Raw genomic sequence first — 21,838 nt, 5'->3', positions numbered from 1 at the left:
TGTTGCTGTCCTTGTTGCTGTCCTTGTTGCTGTCCTTGTTGCTGTCCTTGTTGCTGGCCTTGTTGCTGGCCTTGTTGTTGGCCTTGTTGTTGGCCTTGTTGCTGTCCTTGTTGTTGGCCTTCTTGTTGGCCTTCTTGTTGGCCTTGCTGCGTTTGGGGAGCCTCCCGTTGCAGTTCTTGCTCGACGCCACGGGTGAGTTGTTCGAGCCGTTGGGCGGCACGTCGCAGTCCCTCGGTGGAATCGCCGAGCACGGCGTCGGCGGCTTCGTCGATGCTTTTTTGCAGTTGCTCAATTCCCTTGGCAGCTTCCTGCTCAAATTGTTCGGCTTGCGGCATGAAACCGCGTCGGACCAATTCGGCGGCGTTTTCTAGTTGCTGTTCGGTTTGAGACCGACGTGCCTGACGGAAACCGTCGTACAGCTTCTCCGCCAGTAGCGGTTCGGCTTCGTCGGCTTCCCGGACCGTCTGCTCCATTTTGTCGACCAGATCGCGAAAACGTTCAGCCTGGTCTTCCAACTGCTTCGGCGCGGCGTCGGTTTGTTCGTCACCGCGTAGCCCTGGCGAGGCTTTTTCGACCTGCTCTCGCATCGAGCGTCCGATCTTTTCCTGTTCGTTTTTCAGCTCGGTCGCTTCCCGCTGCATCTCACGAACGGTCTCATCAAACGCACCGGCGGCACGTTGACGGAACTCCTCTTGCAGCTCATCGAGCTGGCGTTCGGCGCGGCGTCCGGCGGCGAGTGCGGCCGATGCATCGTTTTCCTCGGTTGCCTTACTCGCCTGCTGCAAGTCTTCACGTGACTCTTGAAGTTGGTCGGCTTGCTCGCTCATCCGCTCGCTATTCTCTGGCGAACGCATGCGTGATTCCAATTCATCGGACATGCGAAGCAGTTCCTGCTGCTGCTCGCGTAACCGTTTCAGCTGTCGGCGAATCTCCTCGGCTTCTTCTTCGTTCTCGGCCTGCTCCAGTGCCGACTGCAGCTTCGCCAACTCCTCGGTCAAATCTTCGGTGCGTTTGGCCAGTTCACGAAGCCGGCTGAGGACCTGACGATCTTCCGCGGCGGCCTGCTGTTGGGCGGTTTGCTGCTGGGCCTGTTGCTGCGTTTCGTAACGGTTCTCGTCGTCTTCCAACTCCAATTCATCGAGCTGCTGTTGTCGACTCTGGCCACCACCACCGCCTTGACTCTGTTGTTGCTGCCGCTGTTGCCGGGTGACCTCAAACTCACGGGACCGCAGCTTCAGCAGATTCGAAAAACTGCGTTGTGCCGACGAGCGGGCTTCGGGAAGATCCGCGGCGGCAAGGTTTTTCACGGTCTCGTTCATCGCTTGATATGCCCGCAAACCAATTTCCTTGGACTTCGCGTCGGTCAACTTTTCCGCCATCTCTTCAAACTGGGCGATCGCATCGGTTTGGGAGTCACTGATGGTTTGGATGTCTTCCGGCGCGGGTGTGGTACCGGCCATCTCAAGTCGGATTTGGTTCCAAATCGCGGTGATGATTTGTTTTTGCAGTTTCGCCAACTCTTCGGCTTGCTGCTGTTGACCGGATGGTTGGCCGGGTTGGGACGGCGGCGAATCGCCCTCGCGAAAGATCTCTTCGAACGGACGGACATCGGCAAAAAACAGATCGCTCTCGGTACGACGCGGTTTCCCATCCGGCCCGATGTCTTCGGCCCAAAAATAGTAAGAAACCAAATCGTCCGGTTTCGCCTGCAAGGATTCAAAGTCCAACGTGTGATCGATGCTCGAATCAAGATTGCGGGCCAGGTTTTCGGCAAGCTCGACGGTCACTTCGGGTTCATCTTCGATCCGGTACGTGATCCCGGATTTCGAAATCCCGTAGTCGTCGCGAACGCTTGCACGCAGCGGCAGTTCTTGCAGCGCCGAAACGGTCACGTCGCGAGCCTTCTCGAGCTTCAATTTGGGCGGCTTGTTCGGCAGCACCTTGACGGACAATTCGGGCGGATACTTATTCTCTCGTTCTTCGTCGTCAATCAGTTTCAACAGGTAGGTTTCTGATTGTTGGGCACTGACGGTGGCAACATAGGCGGCATAGCGCTGCGTCGGATCTTCGGTTTTGGCGTTGACGATCCGGGTGGCTGGCAGACAATCGATCACCTCGCCGCCCTTCGTCGTCAGCGTGCATGAGACGACGGGTTTATTGAGCAGCAATCGCCACGTCACTTGGGTGCCTTGGACCACGCTGACCTTGACCGTGTCCTCGACGGTGCGTGATTTCATCTGCGTGTACTCAGGAAACTCCAGCACGGCGTCGCTACGTCGCAACTCGGGAAACTCGAATACCTCGACCGAATACGTTTGGCTATTCCAACGCGGCGATTCGATTCGATAAGACAGCGGTTGATCGACGCGAGAAAGGAAACCGCCGACGATCGGGTCGCTCAAGTTTCGTTTCATCAAGCCCTCGGATAACCTTCCATCCGCGAACTCCGTGAACAGCGTCGCCGTCTCGGGCGCCGACACGCTGAATTCGGCGGTGACGACCAGACTGGTGCCGCGTTCGATCGACACGTCGCCAGGCAGCACCGTCACGTCCTGTTGCGTTTCTGATTGGGACGTCAGCGATGTCGGCAACAAGGACGCGTCGGGATCCTGTCGGAAATCGATCATGGAAACGCCGATCGCAGCGGCCAGCGCGCCGGCGCCACACAATCGCGAGGACCACAACGACAAGGTCGACACCACGGTCTGCCAATCATGGGAACGGAAATGGTCGTGCGTCTCACCGATCAGATGCTGTCCGAGGGGGCCGGCTGTCTGCTCGTCATCCAGGTAAGCCGCCGTCAAAAGCCGTTCGCCCAACCCCGGAAACGCGGTTTCGATCTTCGAAGCCGTCGCTTGCACGCCCCCGGCCAGTCGACTCGACAGAACCCACGACGCAACTACCGCGATCACCAACACCGAAGTATTCAACGCCCATGTGGTGGTGTCGTCGATTTGCCCAAACAATTGTGCTCCGCGAAACATCAACGCGAACAACATGGCGATGACCGCGAACACCGCCAACAACGTCCAAAAGTGTCTGGACCGGACACGACCGGAAACATGGTTCATCTCACGCCGAATGCGTTCGAGTTGACGTTCCGCCATGCCGAGTTTGGAATCGAATCGAAGATCGTTTCCGGTCGAAGGGGTGTCGCTCATCGTTTCGTCACCTGGGACGGAGTTCGCGGTTTCTGAGATAAGGTGTCGGACACGAATGACACGGGCGAGAGTGTTGGTGTGCAGGCTTTAGCCGCCCACTGTCGCTGCGTCGAAGCGACCGGGAATCGCCTAAAGGCTAGACACCAACGGTTGCTGAATCCCTTCGTACTGAAACCCGTGCCATGGGTGCCTGAATCTTTTTGCCACATCGTTGCGGGGTGTAACATCATGCGGCTGCCTGTTGACGGGTGGAGTCTTTGGCGGCGAGCAGTGTTTCCGCCGCGATGAACCCGAGGGTGGCCAGGATCAACCATTGCCACCAGCCTTGTCGTGCTTCCAATTCGATGTCACGCAGTGCTCGCTCGGCGGTCTGTTCCTGCTCTCGCGCCAGCGGCGACGAGACGACGGCACCGAACTGGACGATTCGATCCTGGTCAAGCGACGTGGTTACACTTTCCGTTGGATCCAGATTGACCGCGTAGGTTTCTCCATCGACCTCGACAAACCCCGGTTCGGTCGCGATCGCGTCGCCGCCGAGTGAATCACCGACGATCAGTGACTCCGGGGCGAGCTGCATGTTTCGCCCGAGCATGCCCAGCAGGATCGGGACGAACTTGGTTGACAACGCCAACTGGCTTTCGGACGGTTGCCAGCCGCTCGCCAAGAGCCAAATCTTACCACCGGGAAGATCAGGGTTGTCGCTGGCGACATCCCGTCGGACCAATAGCGGCGAACCGTCATCCAGCTTCAGCGTCACGCTGGGCACTTCACCGAGCCCTTCAAGTCGACGGTGCTTCCAAATTCGAATGTTGCTGAAATCGTTCACCCCGGGGTCCGACAGCGGAGCGATCAGCGCGGACTTAAAATCGACCGAAGCGATCAAGCGGTAGTCTTCGGTTTCGGATTCACCGATCGCCAGTTCGGGAGATCGCAACAAGCTCGCGATCGCGGCACCCGCGGCATCATCGACGGCCCGATCGAGCACCATCAGGACCCGTCCGCCCGACGCCAGGTATTGCTCGATCGCCTCGCGGCCGGACTCCAGAGTCGCCGAAGCGTTCACGATCAGCAGCGGCGTCGTCGCCGGATCTAAGCCTTCGCTCCAATCGTCGCCGGACCGCAGATTCAACGTGACATCCCGCGTGGGGTCGGACCAAGGCACCTGGCTGGCATAAAACGAAAGGGTTTCACGAACCGCCGATTCCGGTGCCGGGCCGGATTCGGACGACGGCTCATTGGAACGCGAGTCGTTGCGTGACGTTTCGACGAAGCGAACTTCTTGCTCGATGCGTTTGGGGCGAATGAAATGGAAAGTGTTATCAAAACGGTCGCTGTCTCCCGAAACGGTCAACGTCGCCGTCCGCACCGGGGCGCCGTCCCCATTGCCTTCAGGCAGCTTGACCGAAAAGAAACGCGTTTGCCCCGGTGGTACTTGGATCACTGCGGCGTCCTCGTCTTGGTTTTCGAAACGCAGGCGGAACGTGGACGTATCGCCGTCGTCGCTCTGTGCAACCTGAACACGTACCACGTCAGCTGCCGCCTCGCGGATGGCTTCATCGGTTTCGGTCGCCGGCATCTGCGGCATCACCCGCAGGCTGACGTTTCCGCGGGTGGTGGCGATCAGCGTTTCCATGTCCAACCACACACGATTGGGCCACTCATATCCCTGCAGCGTTTCGATTTCCGCGCCGGACTGCAGATCGCTCAACAGCACGATGCGGGTTTCGATGGTCGCGCTGGCATTGGGATTGTTCGGCGTGGCCGATGCATTCTCCGATTCCCCGAGTTCCAGCAACGCTGCCTGATCGGCGGCGTAGCGGATCGCTTTGCCGACATCGGTGGATTGCCATGTCGGCGTCAGTCGCTCAATGGCTTCCCGTGCGGCACTCTTGCGGGTGTCCGCCACCAGCCGGGTGGATTCCTCCAGTGACAACACCGTTCGCGGAGCGGAATCAAAGGCGATCACTGAAAACAACGTTTCGTCGTCCGCCTGCTCCAAAATTTGTTTGGCTTTTTTGGTCGCCTGGTCCCACAAACCGGGTCGCTTCATACTCGCACTCCGGTCGATCAACACGATCACCGCCTGTTTGACGCCCTCTACCGAATCCGATTCCGACAGCGGTAAAAACGGTCTGGCAAAAGCAAAGGCGAGCACCAGGATCGCCGCGCACCGCAACAACAACAGCGGCCAGTTCTCCAGTCGGCTGCGGCGTGTCAGACGCGGCGGCGTCGAATCGAGAAACATCAGCGAACTGAATTCGACTTCGCCCTTGGGTTGTCGCCGGATCAAGTGAAACAGGATCGGCCCGGCAACAGCCAAAGCCCCCAGGAAGTACAGCGGTGCCAGGAAACTCATCGGCGCACTCCCTCGCTGATCGACCGGTGCCCCGACTTGCCCAGGCGGTTTCTGGCGTGGATCAAACTCGACAGCGCCAGATCGAGCGGTTTGTCGGTGATCAGTTCATAGAAGCCCACGCCCGTCGATTCACAAATCGATTCGATCTCGCGTCGGTGTTGCTCGAATCGCTCGGCGTAATTGGCTTTCGCCGCGGACGGGTCGACGTAGATCTGTTGGCCGGTTTCGACGTCGGTCACCATCGCCGGATCCTTGATCCCCAACTCAAGTTCACCCGGATCGATCATCCGCAACAACACGACCTCGTGGCCGCGTGCGCGGAGCGCCGCCAACTGCGTCTTCAGCATGCCCGGCGGGGCCAGCAGATCGCTCATCAAGATCACCAGCCCGCGGCGCGGCACCAACGAGGTCACTTGGCGAAGCGGGGCTTCGATGTCGGTGCCCTTGCCCAGCGCCGGACGGGACAGTTCGACCAGGATCTGATGAAATTGTTTTGCACCGAGTTTCGCCGGCAAGAAATCACCGAGTTCCGCGTCGAACGTCAGCACACCCACCGCGTCGTGTTGCATGGTCAAGAAATAGGCCAGCGTCGCGGCGACCGTACGGGCATATTCCATCTTGCTGTACTCGATCGATCCATAGCCCATCGAACGGCTTTGATCGACGACCAGATAGCAACGCCGGTTGGTCTCGTCTTCGAATTTTTTGATAAAGTAACGATCGCTCCGCGCGTAGAGTTTCCAATCCAGGTTGCGCAAATCATCACCGGGCACATAGGCACGGTATTCGCTGAACTCGATCGAACTGCCGTGGGTCGGACTGCGGTGCAAACCCGAGAAAAACCCTTCGACGACGGTCTTGGCGCGCAGTTTCAAACTCTTGATCCGCATCAGAGCCGCGGGGTCAACACCGGCGCGGTCATTCGCGTTCGAATTCGATCCGGCAGAATTCTTCCCGGAAGTGGTTTTTCGCGCGGGGGGCGCCCCGGCATTCGCGGCGGCGCTCATGGCTTGGGAATCGTCTCCAACAGCTTGTCAATGATCTGCTCGATCGTGACCCCTTCGGCTTCGGCCTTGTAGGTCGGCAGCACGCGGTGACGCAGCGTCGGATGCGCCAGCGCGACGATGTCGTCGGTTTGGACATGGGCGCGGCCCATCAACAACGCGCGAGCTTTGGCGCCCAACACGAGGGTTTGCGAGGCCCGCGTGCCGGCACCCCAGCCGACCCACTCGTTGACAAAGTCGGGCGATCCGTCGCGGTTGGGACGGGTGGTTTGAGCGATCTTGACGGCGTATTCGGCAATCGGAGTCGCGATCGGGACGTCGCGGACCGTTTGTTGGAACTGCAACACGTCTTCCCCGGAGAACAGCGGATTGATCGGCTCGGGTTTCGACGCGGTGGTCCGCAGCACCACCGACAACTCGTCCGCCGGCGGCAGGTAGTCGATTTTGACGTTGAACAAAAACCGATCGAGTTGGGCTTCCGGCAGCGGGTAGGTGCCTTCCATTTCGATCGGGTTTTGTGTCGCCAACACGAAAAACGGCTCGGGCAATTCATAACGCGTGCCGGCCGCCGTCACCTGGTGCTCTTGCATCGCTTCGAGCATCGCCGCTTGGGTCTTGGGCGGCGTTCGGTTGATCTCGTCGGCCAAGATCACGTTGGCAAACACCGGGCCTTTGACAAACGTCAAGCCACGATGCCCGTCCTTCGTTTCCTCCAAGATCTCGGTCCCGACGATATCGACCGGCATCAGGTCGGGGGTGAACTGGATCCGGCTGAACTGCAAGTGAAACACTTGGGCGACGCTGCGGACGAGCAAGGTTTTTGCCAACCCGGGAGGCCCGGTGATCAAACAGTGGCCGCCGGCAAGCAAACTGATCAGCAACTGTTCAATGACGTCGTGCTGCCCGACGATCGCTTTGGAAAGTTCGCCAACGATTTTTTCGCGGGCGTCTTGGATCTGCTCGACCACGTTGGTGTCAGTGACTGTCATTGGCTAGTTGATAGGTGGGTTCGAACAATGAAGGGCGTCCCGATGCGGGAGACCACTGATGAAGTGATGAAAGGCAAAACGGAAATGGAACTCGAACAAGCGATGCAAGGGGCGGCGATTCAATGAGTCATGGCGTAGGTCACGATGTTGATGCCCATCGGGTAGGCCTTTTTGACGGAAAACTCACGAAAGTACTCTTCGTCTTCACCTTCGCGCTCCCAACCGTCACCTAGATCCGTGTTGTGACAGATGAAGACCATGATCCGATCCTTGTCGTCGACAATCGCGCGATAGTGGGGCACGCTGTTGTCGCTCCCGTCGCGGGTGTCTTCCCAGGTGACCGATCCCCAAGCCCTGCCGATGGCAGGGACCTGCGGCTTTTCTTTCATGTCGTAAACGTTGTGAAAGATCTCGTGCTCCAGCGGGACTTCAAAGGGCTTGCGATCGGGAAAGACTCGTTCGAGCTCGAACGCCAGGTTTTCGTACTGGGTGTCGCCCCAGAAATCGTCCACCATCAGAAAACCGCCGTTGAAACAGTACTTGCGTAGCGCCACCACCTCGGCTTCACTGAACACCAACCCGCCGGGTTCGATCAGGTACAGGAACGGATAGTCCGACAGGTTTTCGTCGGTCAGATTGACGATCACGGGATCGGGATTGACCTTGATCGTCGTCAGTTGCTGCAGCCGCAACGAGAAGTTCAGATCACTGTCGGGGTAATCCGTTCGCCAGCCGCCGCCGCCACGTCCGCGACCGTAATACGAGTCGTAGTAGACCCGGGCGAAGGTGAAGGTGTCGCCGGGGAACTGCCGATCAACCTCCCACTTCGGAACACCACGCCGGTCCTCTTCGATGCTGCGAAAGCGACGTCCCCACTGGGCCAAGGCGATGCCGGCAGCACTGACGACCAGCATCGCGGTCAGCATCACGAAGGTTTTGGATCGTTGGCGAATCATTCGACGACACTCTCCGCGGCAGGGTTCTCGGACTGATCGGATTCGCCCGGCTCGGAAGCATTGGACGAATCGGTCGCGTCTTGCTCAGTCGCGTCGGACTTCTCATCAGCTGACTTTTCATCCGCCGTTTTCTCGTCGGCGGCAGTCGCTTCCTGGGGCTGCGCTTGCTCTTCCGCCTGGGGCGGTTCTTGAAGCGCGAGCAGCAAGTGGTGGGCATCGCGATACCGCGGCGCGATCAACAGGGCGTCGATCAGGTGCTCGGTTGCCGCGTCGATCTCGCCGGCGGCGGCCAGCGACTGAGCCATTTGAAAATCCAGACCGGCCACATCCACCGGATCCATCGCTTGCAGGGCACGAAGCGAATCGATCGCTTTTTCGCTTTGATCCAGTTCACGACATGCCGCCACCAGCGATTGATGCACGTCCAGCGCGAACGGCTGAATCTCAAGTGCATGGACGGCAGACTCCAACACCGACGACCAGTCGTTTTGCGATTTCTCCATTTCAATGAAACGCTGCAAACTCGGTAAAGCATCGGAGGAAACGGAAAAAAGCTGTTTCAAGACCTCGCGTTCTTTCTCTACCTTTCCCAGTTCGCGGTAACAGACCGCAAGCGATTCCAGCACGCCTTCCGACTCGCCCGTCGCGGCGTTTTTCTCCACCAGGAACTCGAGGTGCTCCGCTGCGTCCGCATATTGCTTCCTCGCCAGCGCCGCCCGGGCCGAGGTCATGCGGGCCCAATAGTTGTCCGGATTCTCCCCGGCCCACTTCAAAATTTCCGCCGGATCGGCGTCTTCGATTTCCGTTTCCTCGGGCGACGGGCGACGCGTGAATTCCAGTCCGTTGCCAAAATCAGTGGCCAACTTGCGCGCATATTCAGCAAAGCCGGTTTCGATCCGCTCCATCGGGGCGATGTTTTTCGCCAACGCTTCGTTGATCGGAATGCCGTCGGCAAGCGATTCGAGCGTGGCGTTCAACGATTCCGCGCCGTACTCGTCGACCAGGTAGCGGACGACCAGCGATGATTCGTAGTACGCGAATTGCAGATGGGTCGGTGACGGCGGATTGAGAAACGCACCGCTTAATTGGGACACCGGGGTGAAGTCATCGCCCAGAATCATCTCACGGTAACGGGCGGTCATCGACTGTCCCCAACGGGGGTCCCGCTCAAGCTCTTCATAGACAGAGATCCCTTCGCTCAACCATCGCGGCATTCGGTTCTTGGTTTTGGTCAGCGTGATCACGTGGCAAAATTCGTGCCACAGCACGCTCTTCCAGTTCGACGGCCGCGGCCCTTGCGACGCCGGGCTGTTCGCCGTGATCACGCGTCCGAAGCACACGCCCAGAAAACCCTCGCCGCCGGGAAGCCCGAAGGTGCGGATGGCGAAATCGCTTTGCTTGGGAAAGATCTCCACGATCACGGGGCGTGTCAGTTCCAATTGGTACTTTTCGCAAAGCACCTGCTTGGCTTCGGACAACAGTTCCGCGACCGCATTGCCATAGACCTTGCGTTCGCGCCGATCCATTCGGATCAGAATCTCTCCCGGTTCGCGGTGTTCCTCAAACCCCAACTCGGCGGCGGGATCATCGACGTCACGTGGTGTCCCCTTGGCCTCGCTGGCGCGGATCGTTTCGAACCCATCGATGCGGTCTTTCAGCGTCATCAAGTTGTAAGCGACGACGTTGTACGGATCTTCGGTGTTGACCTGTTCGGCGAGTTTCCAGCCGACGTCATCATCGCCCAGACGCAACAGATCCTGGGCCAACTGAAAAGTGGCCGGGATGTGCGAGGGATCAAACGTCAACGCCAATCGCTGATAGTGAGCCCCCTCGGCGAAACGGTACTTGTCGGACAATTTGCGTCCGATCAAATGATCCACTTCGGGGTTGGTCGGCCACCACTGCAGTGCCTGTTCACGAAACGCTTTCTCTTCGTCGTAGTCACCGTCCAGGTGGGCGAGCACGGCCTTGAGCGCGAACGCGGCAGGGCTTTTGGGATTCGTTTCCAGCATTCGCTCGATCGTCGCCTCCGCCCCGGCGTAGTCTTCGCGATCGATCTCCTTTTCCGCCTTCAGGATCAACGCCGGCTCATAGACCGGATTAAGCCGTAGCGATTGGACGAGTGCCACTTGCGCTTGTTGCGGGTCGGACGATTGCAGCGCGACGGCACGCAGGTAATCCAGCCGAGCGTCTTCGAGTTCGCGTTGCTGAGCCTTGGCGACCGTTTCGGCGGCGACGGCAAAATCACCTTTGCTGATCGCCAGTTCGGCGGTGGCGATCAACGCTTCGAGATTGGTGGGGTCTGTCTCGAGCACGCGGTCGTAAAAGTTTTTGAGAATGATCCGGGCGTCGATCCCGTTCTCTGAAAAAAAACGTCCCGCAGCGATCAGCGTATCAGACGTCGCATACTTCAACTGGCCGGTTTGCAGATAGCGCTGAATCATCGCCGCTTCGCTGGCCGCGCGATCCGGCAGGTCATTGAAGTGGGCAACATCCATTCCCAGCACGCGGAGCGGCAAGCTGGTCGGATAGCGGCCGATCGCGGCGTCATAGGTTTCCAGCGCCGGTTCGTATTGCCCGGTCGCCAGTTGGCATCGAATCAGCAGTTCCGACCAGCGGCGATTCCAAATCCCCCGATCCACTTCGGCCTTGGCGATTTCTTCCGCCTCGTCCATCTTTCCCGACAGAAACAACGCTTCGGCTTCGGAGTAATTGGCCGCCAGGCCGGGAAGGCAAGGCAGCAGGAGCACCAGCCAGGCAAATGTGGCGCCCCGCAGCCAGACGGGCGTGATGACGCAACGGCGTTTCGGTTGCCCGCCGTCCGTCTGATCCGCTTGAGTGCTGGACACTTGGGTAAGGTGTCGACGAGAGCGATCACTCTGACAACTCGGGGCGGGGCGACACGGTAACACATCGCGATAGGCAGACGGTCGAAACACGGCGGTGGGCACCATTGGGCGGGACGGTTCAATCGCACAACCTCCGATTGTAGCGGAACGGGCCAGTGCAAGGGTCGATCGAGACAGTTCGAGCGCGTTCCTATATCCGGCGCGTAGTCCGGCTGGTATCCTGTAGCGGTTCAGTAAGCGTGGCACCTTTTGATTGTGGGAACGGAATGGATAACTCGGTCGAGTCAGCAGGGAACGACGGGGCGGCGATGGGCGAGCTTTCGGCAGCCGACGCGGCACGTCTTAATGATGCCAAAAAACAGATCAGCCAGGAACTTGGCAAAGTCATTGTCGGACAGCAGGAAGTCATCGAAGAGATCATGATCGGGCTGTTCAGTCGCGGTCACGTTCTGCTCGAAGGCGTTCCGGGACTGGCCAAAACGTTGATGATCAGCACACTGGCCCGAACAATGGACCTGGCGTTTTCCCGCGTCCAGTTCACTCCCGACCTGATGCCCGCCGACGTCACCGGAACGGAAATCATCGAAGAGGACCGTTCGACCGGGCACCGCGGGTTTCGGTTCATGGAAGGCCCGTTGTTTGCCAACATCATTTTGGCCGACGAAATCAACCGCACGCCGCCCAAGACCCAGGCGTCGCTGTTGGAAGCGATGCAGGAACGGCAAGTCACGGTCGGACGAACCCGCCACCCGCTGCCCAATCCGTTCTTTGTGCTCGCCACCCAAAACCCGATCGAACAGGAGGGCACCTATCCGTTGCCCGAAGCGCAGCAGGACCGCTTCATGTTCAAGGTGTTTGTCGAATACCCCTCGTTTGACGAGGAGTTCGAGGTCGCGCGGCGGACCACCGGCATGGAAACCGGCGACGTCCAAGCGGTGCTCAACGCCGAAGAGATCATCCGTTTGCAAGACCTGGTGCGACGGGTTCCGGTCAGTGACCACGTGGTGCGTTACGCGCTCTCGCTGGTCCGCCAAACACGCGTCGGCGACAACGGCGTGCCGGATTTCGTCAACGACTTGGTGGGATGGGGCGCCGGTCCACGGGCCGTCCAGTTTCTGATCCTCGGCGGCAAGGCCCGGGCGCTGTTGGAAGGTCGTTTTCATGTCTCGATCGACGACATCCAACAACTGGCCAAACCCGTCCTCCGGCACCGCATGGTGGTCAATTTCGCCGCCGAAAGTGACGGGGTGACCAGCGACAATGTGATCGATCGCATCGTAGCGGCGACACCGACGACCGAAGACGAGCTTTCGCGCGATGCCCGATTCCAAAAAATATTTGCGTCCTGAAGTCACGCAGCGAATCCGTCGAATGGAACTGACGGCGCGTCGTGTGGTCGAAGGATTCTTGTCGGGCATGCACCGCAGCCCCTACTTCGGCCAGTCGATCGAATTCCTGCAACACCGCCAATACAACACCGGTGACGAGCTTCGTCATATCGATTGGAAGGTGTATGCGCGGCAGGATCGCTTGCACATCAAACAATACGAAGAAGAAACGAACTTGCGGTTGACGTTGCTGGTCGATCGCAGCGCCAGCATGTCTTACGGCGAAGGCGAAACGAACAAGTTCGATTACTCCGCTTCCATCGCCGCATCACTGGCCTACTTGGCCCTGCGCCAGAAAGATGCCTGCGGCGTGATCACGTTCGACACCGAAGTCCGTGACATCGTGCCGGCCAAAAGCAATCAGCAACAATTGGCGAGAATTTTGTCGATGCTGGATCAGGTCGGGGCCGATGGCCGAACCGATTTGGTCCGCGTCGCCAAACAGGTCGGCCAGGCGATCCCCCGTCGTGGGTTGGTGCTGATCGTCTCGGACTTGCTGGGAATCGACTCACTGGTCGAAGGGATGCGGGTGCTCCGTTCGCGGGGCCACGACGTCGCGTTGTTCCATGTCTTGCATGACGACGAAATCGAATTTCCCTTCAACGGTGCGACGCGGTTCGAAGGGCTCGAAAGCGACGACATGCTCAATTGCAATCCCCGCGCGCTGCGACAAGGTTACGTCGAGGCGCTCGATCAATTCTTGAACGCAACACGTAAAGCGTGTGGTCGGCTTTCGATCGACTACATCCAAGTCCGAACCAGCGACCCATTGGATGCATTGTTGGCACGATTCCTGTCACACCGCACCTCGCTTCCCAAGCTACGCCGGTAAGGAGGCCGCGAACCATGTTCTTGTATCCCGCTCTGCTGGCCGGTTTTGCCTTCGTCGCCGTTCCGCTGTTGGTCCATCTGATCAACATGTTGCGTCACCGCCGACGACGTTGGGCGGCGATGGATTTCTTGTTGGCGAGCTATCGAAAACAAAAAAAGTGGCTGCGGCTGCGGCAACTATTGCTGCTGCTGACGCGTCTGGCCGTCGCCGCGGTGTTGGTGATGATGCTGTGCGGATGGACCGGAGGCCGTCAAATCTTGGGCGCCCTCGGTGGGCAAACCACGCACCACATCATCATCCTGGACGACAGTTATTCGATGGGAGACGTCAGCGGAGGCGGCGAAACGACCTCCTATGATCGGGCCCTGCAGGCGTTGCAGCAGCTGACGCAACGGCTGATCAACGACGAAGGCAATCATCAATTGACGGTGATGCGTGCCAGCCGCGCCGCCCTGGCCGTCCAGGGTGGCAGTGATTCCGGCGACGTCGCCGCGGACCTATCGAGCCAAACCATCCTGGGCGACAGCAGTCTGATCGCGCGGGTGATGGCGACCGCTGTGTCACCGATCCGAACCGATCTGGTCCCCGCGTTGGACCTGGCCGGCGAATTGGCCGCCGCGACGTCGGCGGACAATCAATTCGTTTACATCGCCAGCGACTTTCGTGCCCGCGATTGGGGTTCGACCGAGCGGCTGGCCGAAGCGATGCGCAAATTTTCCGGCGACGACTTGAAGGTCCGCATGATCGACTGTGCCAATCGTCCGGAACGCAACCTGGCCGTCACCGATCTCGCTCCCGTTCAAGACGTCTGGGTCGCCGGCGTTCCTGTCGTCGTCCGTGCGACGATCAAAAATTACAGCGGCCGCGAAGTCAAGAACGTGACGCTGGCCTGCCGCGTCATTCGTTATGGGGACGAGGTTCAATCGGTGGATCCCTCACGCCGCGTCAGCGGTGTCGTGGATTCGCTTCCCGGATTGGTCATCGAGTCGCTGGCCGCCGGTGCCGAAATCACAAAATCGTTTCAAGTCTTCATCGCCGAAACCGGCACCCATGCGATCGAAGTGGAACTGCCCTCGGACGCGTTGGCCGTCGACAACCAGAGAACCTGCACGCTGCCGTTGAGCGATGTCGAACGCGTGTTGGTGATCGACTCGGATCTGGAAGAAGCCGGCGCGTACACGGTCGCCGCCGTGCTCGATCCCGGCAGCCAAGTGCGGATCGGTGCCCAGCCGGACATCAAACCGCCGGCATTTCTGCGCAGTGCGACGATGGAGATGTTGGCACCTTACCGCGCGATCTACTTGATGGATCTGCCCCAGATCAACGAAACGACCGCGACGGCGTTGCAGCAATACGTTGAAGCAGGCGGCGGCATCGCTTGGTTCCTCGGGGACGCCGTCGAGCCGAGCGACTACAACCGCATCTTGCTGACGCAGGATCGACGCCTGTTGCCCGCACCACTACAGACGATCGAAGCATTGCCCGTCGGCGGGTCGACCCGAACGGGCGATGTCTTGTTCGGCGACAACGACACCTTCCTGGATCCGTTACGCAGCGCCGGGGATGCTTCGCTATCGATGATCGGGCTCGCAAAGGGGTGGACGCTGAGCGATGACGCAGACGCGACGGGAGAACCCCGACGCTATCGCAAGGTGTTGGTCCGCCGCGACGGCATTCCCCTCGTCACCGAACACACCTCCGGCGCGGGAACCGTCGTCACCGTGCTCAGCAGTCTCGCCCCGGACTGGACCAACTGGCCCGGCGACCCGACGTTTGTTCCGTTCATGTTGCTGTCCAACGCGCGGCTCTGGAGCGGAGCCAGTGCGTCGACGTCCCACGCAGTCACCGAACCGCTCCGCAAGACCCTTTCCACCCGATCCTATTTTCCAGAAATGAAATTGGTGACCCCCGCCCAGTCCCCGCCCCGCGTGGTGATGGAAATCATCGGCGCCGAAGCGGAAGCGGACACCGTCCGCGTGTCGCTCGATCCGGTCGAACGCTTGATCGCCAGCGAATCCAACGTCGACGAACTGCTGCGTCCGGGACTGTTCGAGTGGGGACTGTTGAAAGCCGATGGCGGCGGCGAGGTGATCCCCTCGGCCAGCGCGATCGTCGGGGGTGAGGGCGACTTGGAACGCGCCGACGCTGCCGAGATACGCCGAGCCCTGCTGCCGATCGACGTGCAATTTGTGTCCAGCGAAGATTGGCGTCAACAAAATCAGTTCGCCGGCAGTTCCACCCTCGGGCTGATGCTGTTGGCGCTGCTCGGGTTGCTGTTGGCGGCCGAACAGGCATTGGCCTATTGGGCCAGCTATCACACTCGGGCATCCGTTTCGACCGGCGGCACGCTGGCAGCGGACGATCCGCGTGGCGGTTCAAAGCGTCACGAATTTGGTTTGGCGGCGGGAGGGCGATCGGCGTGAACGAAACACTGGAACAGTCCACCGAGAGCAGCGTGGCGCTGGAGACCACCGTCTATGAGTTCGCCCGCGCCGCCTCGATCGAAGGCTGGTGGTGGTGGGCGTTGTTGCTGGTCTCGACCGCGGTGTTGATTTTCGGATCCGCGAGGTTTTACCGACGCGACACCGCGGAACTCTCCCGTTCGGTCAGCATCACTCTGATCTTTCTGCGACTGGCGATGATCGTCGCGCTGCTGTTTTTCTTCTTTGACCTGCAACGCCGCACCCAGCGAGAGATCTTGCGACCGAGCGAAGTCGTGGTGCTGGTCGACACCAGCCAAAGTATGTCGCTGGCCCAATCGGACGCGATCGGCAGCGAAAGTCGCGCCAAACGCGCCGCCGAACTGCTGGCCGAAAACGAATTGGTCGAGCGTCTGGGGCAACAACACCGCGTCAGTGTGTACAGCTTCGGCGACGCCGCCGAACCCCTGTTGTTGCAATCTGGTGGCGGAACCGAAACGGATGCCGAACCCGAGCAAGACGACGCGGTCCAGCCGGCAACGTCCATCCGCCAACCCTCCCCGGTCGCATTGACCGGCCTGATCTTGCTCGGCGTCTCACTCGCGCTGTCGCTCGCATCGCTGTTGGTCGGCGGCTTGTCGGCCCCCACGTCGGATTCGCAGTCCGGCGGTGGACGCGAAAGCCTGGGCTGGTTGCTGGGTGTGACCGCGGTGACGATGTGCGTCGGCATCTTGTTGTGCGGCTGGACGTACAGTAGCGACACGTCGCGATCGTTTGCGTCGCTGATCGGGTTGGCCGACTACGCGCCCGAACCGACCGACGGTGAAGATTCGAGCGAGCAGGCGGATCCGGCCCAGCAACCGATCAAAGTACTCAATTGGGAAGACGCGATCGCGGCATCGGCATCGCAAAGCCGGATCGGTGATGCGATCACCAACGTGTTGGCCAGCCACGACCCCACGACGCTGGCCGGCATCGTGGTGATGACCGATGGGCAAAACAACGGGGGCAGCAACGTGGCCTCGGCGATGGCCCTGGCAAAACGCAGCGAGGTTTCGGTGTACCCCGTCGGACTCGGCAGCAGCAAGCCGCCGACGAACGTCCGCGTGGTCGACCTCGATGCCCCCAAACGCGTTTATCCCAACGACAAATTCGCCGTCTCGGCCGTGCTTCAAGGGACCGGCGGCGACGCGTTGGCTATCGAAGTCCAACTGCTCGACGGTCTCGACGCGACCACCGCCGACGGCAACGCCTCCAATGCGCTGCCGACCGAAGTGATCGATTCGCAGTCCGTCAAGTTGACCGGAGACGGCTCGCTGGTCGGCATCAAGTTCGAGCTCGAACCCCGATCGGTCGGACGGCGACGACTGGCGATCCGAATTCTGCCGGTCGAGAAGGACCAGAATCAAAAGGATGATGTCAGCGACGCGCGTTACGAAGTCGTCGCGCGGAAGCTACGTGTGCTCACGATCGCCGGCGGTCCGACCCGCGAATACCGCTTCGTCCGAAACCTGCTGCACCGCGAAAAATCAATCCGCTTGGACACCTGGCTGCAAACCGGTCAGCCGGGGATGAGCCAGGACGCCGATCAACTGTTGACCGAGTTTCCCTCAACCCCGGCGGAGCTGTTCGAGTATGACGCGATCGCGATGTTCGATCCCGATTGGACTCAGATTCCCGCGGCGTCGATCGAATTGCTCGATCGCTGGCTCGCCTCCCAATCGGGAGGATTGATCATCGTCGGCGGACCGGTCTATCACCCTCGATGGCTGCGACTACGGACCGATCCGCGCGTCGCCCGCATCGCCAGCTTCTTCCCCGTCACGTTTTCCAGTCGCGGGTTGATGATGGGCTCGGGTCGCGAAGGGGGCGAAACGGCTTGGCCGCTGGAATTCACGCCGGAAGCGCGGCGTGCCGAGTTCCTGTGGGTGACCGATGATCCGGCGACCAGCTTCGAAGCCTGGGATTCGTTCGGCGGCGTCTATGATTACGTCGGGGTCAAAGCGGCCAAACCGATCGCCAAGGTTTACGCCTATTTCTCCGACCCGACGACGCGGATCTCGGATTCATTACCCGTTTACATGGCCAGCCAGTTCTATGGCGCCGGTCGCGTGTTCTTTCAAGGCAGCGGCGAAATGTGGCGGATGCGCCGCGAAAGCGATGCGTACTTCGACAACTACTACACCAAACTGATTCGCTGGGTCAGCGAAGGACGGTTGTTGCGCGACAGCAACCGCGGCTTGCTGTTGGTCGATTCGCCCCGAGCAATGGTCGGCGACACCATCACCGTTCGTGCCGTGTTGACCGACGAGCAGTTCGAACCGCTGACGGTGCCCGAGGTCAATGCAAAACTGATCACGCCCAAGGGCGTCGAAGATGTTCGGCTGACGCCCGTCGAAGGTGAATCACGACCGGGAATTTACAGCGGCCGATTTGTCGTTCGCACCGATGGAAATCATGAATTGCGTCTCACACTCGGCGACGCACTCGGTGAAGAAGTCTTCCGCCAGAACGTGCAAGTGCGGTTGCCGACGGTCGAACTGGAACGCCCCCGACGCAACGACGAAGACCTGGCGAGCTTGGCCGAAACGACCGGCGGGGAATACTGGAAAGTCGAAGCCGACGCCGCGGGAGACTCGCTGATCGAAAACATCGTCGGCACCATCAGCCCCCAGCCCCAAACCACAATTCTTCCCGGAACCCCCGACGCGATGTTCACCGAACGCAGAAACGCGATGCTGTTGTGGCTGATCGCCAGTGTGCTGACAATGGAATGGGTCATCCGCAGACTACACAGGTTGGCTTAACATGCTTGATCCCGAACTTCAATCGTTGCTTCAATCGCTTCGTGGGCGGATTCGCCGCTACGTGGTTTGGGACTCGGTGCTGGCGATCATTGCGGTCGTTCTGGTGGCGTTCTGGATCGGACTGTTGATCGACTATGTGCCCGTCACACTCGGCGGCACCGAAATGCCCCGTTCGGCGCGGGGGATCCTGCTCGCCGCCGTCGGTTTTGCGGTGTTCGTGATCGTTGTCCGAATGCTGATCGATCGATTGAGCCGACCGCTTCCCGACGACAGCCTGGCGTTGTTGGTCGAACGACATCATCCGCAACTCGCCGGCCGACTGGTGACGGCCGTGCAACTGTCCCGGCCCGGCCGTACGGGCGATTCGCACTCGCCCGACTTGTTGCGTCTGGTACACCGTGAAGCGTCCGAGTCGGTGGACGAAGTTGATCCCGGGCGTGTGTTTCGGATGCAACCGCTGATTCAGAAAGCCGCTCTGGCCGGACCGCTGTTGCTGTTGGCGCTGATGTTTGCCGCCTACAGCCCGAGTGCGTTCGCCCGCGCGGCGGCCCGATTGACGCTGCTGTCCGACGCCCGTTGGCCACGGCGGGCCAGGCTGGAAATGGTCGGAGTCGACTTGCCGACCGTCAGCGCGTCCAACATCCAAGATTCCGACCCGCAGCGAATCGAATTTGAAAACGGCGTGATGCGATTGCCCACCGGCAGCAGCGGCATCCTGCGGATCCGCGCGGCAGCCGAGGACGCCGAAGTCCCCTCGGCGTGCACCGTCTATTACGAAACCGATGACGGCACCCGCGGACAATCCAACATGCGTCGGGTGGGACGCCAGCGAGACGGCTACCAAGCGTTTGTGCTCGACGGGCCTCCGCTCAGCAACCTCGCGTCGTCGTTTTCGTTTTCCATCCAAGGCCTCGATGATCGGTTGATCAACTACCGGATCGAAGCCGCCGAGCCACCGGCGATTTCGGCGATGAACGTCAAGATTCGTTATCCCGATTACCTTCGTGACTCCGCCACGTCCACCGCAATCGATGAATCCGAGTTCGATTTCGAAACACCCTACCAAGCGGGATTGCGAATCAGCGAAGGCAGCGGTGTGACGCTGGAGGCGGTTTCGAGTCTGCCGTTGGGCGATGTTGATGTCGTGCTCGAATCGGATGGGCAAGAAACCCGAGTGACAGACCTGGTGTACGCCGACGACCGCCGGTCCGTGCAGTTGAACCTGGACACCTTCAACAATCCGACCGCGATTCGCATCGTTCCCTCCGATCCCGACGGCATCAGCGCCCAAGCACCGTTCCGATACTTCCTGGGCGCCATCCTCGATGAACCTCCCAGCGTCTCACTTGCGCTCAACGGCATCCAATCCGCGGTCACACCGATCGCCCGGCTGCCGCTGCAATGTGTCGCCGAAGATGACTACGGCGTCGTCTCGGTGACCGCGTTCGTCGCGCAAAACGCCTCGGCCAACGAAGGGGCTGACGACGGTGCCGCGGCCGCGCCGGAGTCGGCCGAGCCCATCTCGCAACGGCTGGAACTGGACCGCGACGGCCAGGCCGGTGCCGTCATCGATCTTCGTGAACTGACCAATTCCGGGCAGATCCCCGCCTTGCAACCCGGCGGCGCCATCAGCGTCTATGCCGAAGCACGAGACGGATACAACCTGGACGGAACCCACCTGACCACCAGCGAAATCTTTCGCTTGCAGGTGGTCACGCCCGAGGAATTGCTGTCGCTGATGGAGCGACGGGAACTGGGACTCCGCACCCGACTCGAACAAACCGTCACCGAAACCCAGGGACTGCGTGAGCAACTCGCTGGGTTTCGATCCGATCGGTTCGAGCTGTTGATGGAACGCCAGCAAGGGGAGTCAGAACAACAGACGCGGCAACGCGAACTGCGAATCATCGGGCTGCGGGTCCAGCAAAGTGGCCTGCAGGCCAGTAAGACCGCCGAAGAACTGACCGGAATCGCCGAGTCGCTCGATGACCTGCTGTTGGAAATGGTCAACAACCGAGTTGACTCCAAGGATCGACAGGAAAGACTTGGCAGTGGAGTCCGCGACCCGCTGCGACAGATCGTCGATGTCTCCATGGAGCAGCTCAAGCAGCAGATCCGAGCCATCGAAGATTCCATCGAACAGCCGGAACAGGCGCTGGAGCAGACCGAGGCGGCGATTCAAACCGCCGACCAAGTGCTCTTGGAGTTAACCGCCGTTTTGGAGAAGATGCTTGACTTGGAAAGCTACAATGAACTGCTGGACCTGGTCCGCGGCCTGATCCAAGATCAAGAACAACTCAAAGAAGACACCCAGCAAGAACGCAAAAACCGGGTCAAAGACCTGTTTAAGTAACCGGCACCGAACTGCCGCAGACCTGGAAATCGATATGTGGGACAATGACTTGATGAATGAATCGAATCGCTCGGTCACACGTCGAGCCGCCACGCGTCAATCCACTCCGTTTCGCCCTCTCGCGGCCGTTCTCTTCGTCCTCGCAGCCTCCCTCTGCGGGGCCGGCACCGCCCAAGACCCCGCCCCAGAGTCCGATCTGGTGCTCCGCCAAGCCGGCGTCGCCGATCGCTACCAACGTCTCGAAGAACTGTTGCTGCGTCTGGCCGATGTCGAGGCCGTTGAAAACCCCGACCGCGCGGCGTTGCTACGACAGGCGGCCAAGCAGTCCCGCGAAAAGTTCGTGTTGCAGCAACTCAGGAACGCCAGCGAAGCGCTCCGAAACGAAAAATTTTCGGACGCGGTCAGCAATCAAGATTCGGCCAGCACCGGGCTGGCGGAGATCTTGAAACTGCTGACCAGCGAAGACCGGGCAAACCGAATTCGCGATGAAAAAGAGCGGTTGTCGAAGATGATCAAGGATCTCAAACGCATCGAACGCTCTCAACGAAGCACCCGTGCACGGACCGAAAATGGGGCGGAACTCGATCAACTCGAAAAAGAGCAGGAATCGATCGCTGAACGCGGACAAGAGTTGAAGGACCAACTCGCTGAAGAAAACGGCGAAGAGATGAAGGGAGAAACCAAGGAAGGAGAAACCAAGGAAGGAGAAGCCAAGGAGGGAGA

11 protein-coding genes and 1 pseudogene are annotated in these 21,838 nt (G+C 60.0%); 6 read left to right on the top strand and 6 right to left on the bottom strand.

Features of this window, described 5'->3' with window-relative positions:
• The 6 genes from NZK35_RS16065 to NZK35_RS16040 form a co-directional block, all read right to left on the bottom strand.
• Positions 1–3,161 (bottom strand): coiled-coil domain-containing protein (locus NZK35_RS16065; protein ID WP_259633548.1); only part of this gene is annotated, 3,161 nt, incomplete at its 3' end.
• Positions 3,162–3,387: 226 nt separating this feature from the next.
• Positions 3,388–5,517 carry a BatA domain-containing protein gene (locus tag NZK35_RS16060; RefSeq protein WP_259633547.1) on the bottom strand — a complete coding sequence of 710 codons (2,130 nt, stop codon included), beginning with the start codon at positions 5,515–5,517 and terminating at the stop codon, positions 3,388–3,390.
• Positions 5,514–6,407 carry a DUF58 domain-containing protein gene (locus NZK35_RS16055; protein ID WP_259633546.1) on the bottom strand — a complete coding sequence of 298 codons (894 nt, stop codon included), beginning with the start codon at positions 6,405–6,407 and terminating at the stop codon, positions 5,514–5,516. The genes NZK35_RS16060 and NZK35_RS16055 overlap by 4 nt, the downstream gene beginning before the upstream one ends.
• A gap of 113 nt (positions 6,408–6,520) precedes the next feature.
• Complete coding sequence (locus NZK35_RS16050) at positions 6,521–7,510, bottom strand: AAA family ATPase (RefSeq protein WP_259633545.1); 990 nt, start codon at positions 7,508–7,510, stop codon at positions 6,521–6,523.
• A 119-nt stretch (positions 7,511–7,629) separates the two neighbouring features.
• Complete coding sequence (locus tag NZK35_RS16045; RefSeq protein WP_259633549.1) at positions 7,630–8,424, bottom strand: DUF4159 domain-containing protein; 795 nt, start codon at positions 8,422–8,424, stop codon at positions 7,630–7,632.
• Between the two features lie 38 nt (positions 8,425–8,462).
• Positions 8,463–11,315, bottom strand: a complete 2,853-nt coding sequence (locus NZK35_RS16040) for a tetratricopeptide repeat protein (protein ID WP_259633544.1) — start codon at positions 11,313–11,315, stop codon at positions 8,463–8,465.
• Positions 11,316–11,581: 266 nt separating this feature from the next.
• On the opposite strand from NZK35_RS16040, the gene NZK35_RS16035 reads away from it, so the two are divergent.
• The 6 genes and pseudogenes from NZK35_RS16035 to NZK35_RS16010 all read left to right on the top strand — a co-directional run.
• Positions 11,582–12,664: an AAA family ATPase gene (locus NZK35_RS16035; RefSeq protein ID WP_259633543.1), complete on the top strand. Its 1,083-nt coding sequence runs from the start codon at positions 11,582–11,584 to the stop codon at positions 12,662–12,664.
• A complete protein-coding gene (locus NZK35_RS16030) occupies positions 12,654–13,535 on the top strand; it encodes a DUF58 domain-containing protein (RefSeq protein ID WP_095736441.1) in 882 nt (293 codons plus the stop codon). The genes NZK35_RS16035 and NZK35_RS16030 overlap by 11 nt, the downstream gene beginning before the upstream one ends.
• Positions 13,536–13,549: 14 nt before the next feature.
• Positions 13,550–15,958 (top strand): BatA domain-containing protein, encoded by a 2,409-nt coding sequence (locus NZK35_RS16025; protein WP_259633542.1) that lies wholly within the window; start codon positions 13,550–13,552, stop codon positions 15,956–15,958.
• A complete protein-coding gene (locus NZK35_RS16020; protein WP_259633541.1) occupies positions 15,955–18,762 on the top strand; it encodes a VWA domain-containing protein in 2,808 nt (935 codons plus the stop codon). Before NZK35_RS16025 ends, NZK35_RS16020 begins: the two co-directional genes overlap by 4 nt.
• A 1-nt stretch (position 18,763) precedes the next feature.
• Positions 18,764–21,115, top strand: coding sequence for a coiled-coil domain-containing protein (locus NZK35_RS16015; RefSeq protein WP_259633540.1), 2,352 nt, complete (start codon positions 18,764–18,766; stop codon positions 21,113–21,115).
• A 52-nt stretch (positions 21,116–21,167) separates the two neighbouring features.
• Positions 21,168–21,838 (top strand): annotated as a pseudogene (locus NZK35_RS16010) (hypothetical protein); the annotation flags it as partial.

The sequence above is a fragment of the Stieleria sedimenti genome (genome assembly GCF_025060895.1).
GTDB lineage: Bacteria > Planctomycetota > Planctomycetia > Pirellulales > Pirellulaceae > Stieleria > Stieleria sedimenti.
Note: the sequence above shows the minus strand (reverse complement) of the source record. Positions and strands in the feature narration are given on the sequence as shown.